This window comes from Ohtaekwangia sp. (genome assembly GCF_036568665.1).
Taxonomy (GTDB): Bacteria; Bacteroidota; Bacteroidia; order Cytophagales; family Cyclobacteriaceae; genus Ohtaekwangia.
Genome location: NZ_DATCSD010000156.1, coordinates 1 through 2,021, shown reverse-complemented (window position 1 = coordinate 2,021; position 2,021 = coordinate 1). Strand labels below are relative to the sequence as shown.

At 43.5% G+C, this 2,021-nt stretch carries 5 protein-coding genes; 2 read left to right on the top strand and 3 right to left on the bottom strand.

The annotated features are described in order from the left end of the window. Together VIN08_RS09105 and VIN08_RS09100 are read left to right on the top strand one after the other, a co-directional pair. On the top strand, positions 1 to 184 hold a 184-nt coding region (locus VIN08_RS09105), incomplete at its 5' end, for a hypothetical protein (RefSeq protein WP_331963472.1). Next, entirely contained in the window at positions 181 to 447 is a 267-nt protein-coding gene (locus VIN08_RS09100; protein WP_331963469.1) for a hypothetical protein, read from the top strand. The genes VIN08_RS09105 and VIN08_RS09100, both read left to right, overlap by 4 nt. 237 nt (positions 448 to 684) lie before the next feature. On the opposite strand, the gene VIN08_RS09095 is transcribed toward VIN08_RS09100, so the two are convergent. The 3 genes from VIN08_RS09095 to VIN08_RS09085 all read right to left on the bottom strand — a co-directional run. After that, positions 685 to 1,140 (bottom strand): hypothetical protein, encoded by a 456-nt coding sequence (locus VIN08_RS09095; protein ID WP_331963466.1) that lies wholly within the window; start codon positions 1,138 to 1,140, stop codon positions 685 to 687. Positions 1,141 to 1,248: 108 nt separating this feature from the next. After that, positions 1,249 to 1,833: a LutC/YkgG family protein gene (locus VIN08_RS09090; RefSeq protein ID WP_331963463.1), complete on the bottom strand. Its 585-nt coding sequence runs from the start codon at positions 1,831 to 1,833 to the stop codon at positions 1,249 to 1,251. Then, positions 1,817 to 2,021, bottom strand: a 205-nt coding sequence (locus tag VIN08_RS09085; protein ID WP_331963460.1) for a lactate utilisation protein LutB domain-containing protein, incomplete at its 5' end; no start/stop codon positions are given. The genes VIN08_RS09085 and VIN08_RS09090, both read right to left, overlap by 17 nt.

Sequence of the window (2,021 nt, the reverse complement as noted above, 5' to 3'; positions counted from 1 at the left end):
AGCGTTTTACATTTCTTCCCTGGTGTACGGTGCGGGTATCGTTTGTCATGTAGCAAATCTTATGGCATTAAAAATAGAATATAATTCTAAATTATCCATTTATGCCGGATATGATTCCCTTCGGGTGGGCACTATATGCTTTCACAGAAACGCTATTTGCCGCCATAACGAAGAACAACTATGAAAATCGATCAACCCTTCGGCAAACTTGACGCTAACGATCTAAAAAGCATACAACACATCGTTCGCGAATTTTGCAGCACCCACGATGCCGATAACGTCCATATAATTTTATGGGATATGCTTAAACTCACGCTCGGCAGCCGCGAAGCCGGCAACTGGACCGAACAAAAACGTGCCGACTATATCTTTGCCTACGAAGGATTGATGCAACTGATAGAAGCCTCTTATGCGCTAACAGAACAGTGGAAGAATGATGCGGATTGAGGCACCGTTGTAAGTTGTGAGCTTTGAGTTGTGAGCTGTGAGATATTTAGAAGGCAACTACCGCAAGCGTACAGCCGCAATTTTACAGTAGAGTCTCGTAAAGGACTCTGCGTCTTGGGTAAAGTAATCGCAGTTCTGTTAGCAACGATGGATAGCAAGGCTAATACTAGCATGCTTCCGACAGAGTCCCCGAAGCGGGAGACTCTGCGGAGACGAAACTTTTTTATCTATATGTTTTTATTGCTTGGAAATAAACATCAACCCATCACCAGATTCCTGAGGGTCAAGCTTCAGATAAAAGACCTCCTTTGTAATTGAGTCAGCCTGGATTTCTTCCATTGAAAGTGCACCGATTACAGGATTAAAAGGTCTCTGGTCTACTCCAAAAATCCAGACCATGTCCTGATCAGGATATAAAGAGCGTGCATCAGGAACATTAATCGTGAAGGCTTGATTGTCCGTTTCAAATACAATTGCTGCAGGCGTTTCTTTATTTACATAAGCCTTCGGAATTTCAACACCACCTTTATTTACTTTACACCTTACTGTATCACTATCTATGACAATAGATACGGAAAAATTATCCCGAAGGGAGATGGCATTTTCTTCAAAGAAGAATTTAACACCAACCTTTTTTGTGACACAACCTGAAACCAGGAAGAGTAAGAGGAATAGTGAAAGATTTTTTTTCATTTGATAGATCGAAATTTATCGAGAGGAAATGTCGCGATAACTGTGCCTCGAGCTGCACTCGGGTCAGCTTGTACTGGTGTCGGATAGAACATCTAACACCACTAATAATTACTTCGAAATTAAAAACACCGTCATACTCTTAGGCCCATGGGCACCCAACACCAGCGATTGCTCTATATCGGCCGTTTTGGAAGGACCGGCTATAAATGTACCGAAGGGATAATTAGCATTGCTGATTTTGTTGTAGGCATCGTGCATGGTGTGTACAATGCTATCGGTATAAACTACCAATGCTATATGTTGTGCTATAAAAGGTAAGGCACGGTCGCCCATGCGCTCGGCAGTAATCCAGGCGGCTGCGTTTTCAGCTACGGCAAAGTGCGGCTGCAGTATAATCAGGTCTACATCGGCAAAAGTATGCGGATCTATATCGGGAGTGATAGGTGTACCGTTCACGCCATCCGTCAATGAAACAATGCGTTTGGCATCGGCAAATTCCTGCCGTATATATTCGTTGATCTCGTGTATGGTATTGGCGCGTACGGTTCTGCCGCCTATACCACGGAGCACAAACTCAAACTTCTCAACAAGATCGATGGAACTTTGACTATAGGTTTTCAATACCGGCAACGCAGCCGGTGTATCCGAAAATTTCTTTTTGAGAGCGTTCAGTATCTTATCCCTGCTTTCCATGTTGCTTGCGATTCTGGTGATACCATTCGTTAAACGATTGCTTCGGTACAGCGGGCATTTCACGCTGTTTATACCATGGGTTAAGTTTATTATTCACCAGCACGGGTATATATTTCATAAACCAGCGCCCTATAGCACCTGAAGCTTTATATATACCTGGCTTCGATAACACGGCTGCCATGCCAGCT

Coding starts and splice junctions, on each gene's coding strand:
- VIN08_RS09100 (WP_331963469.1), top strand. CDS start 181: ATGAAAATCGATCAACCCTTCGGCAAACTTGACGCTAACGATCTAAAA.
- VIN08_RS09095 (WP_331963466.1), bottom strand. CDS start 1,140: ATGAAAAAAAATCTTTCACTATTCCTCTTACTCTTCCTGGTTTCAGGT.
- VIN08_RS09090 (WP_331963463.1), bottom strand. CDS start 1,833: ATGGAAAGCAGGGATAAGATACTGAACGCTCTCAAAAAGAAATTTTCG.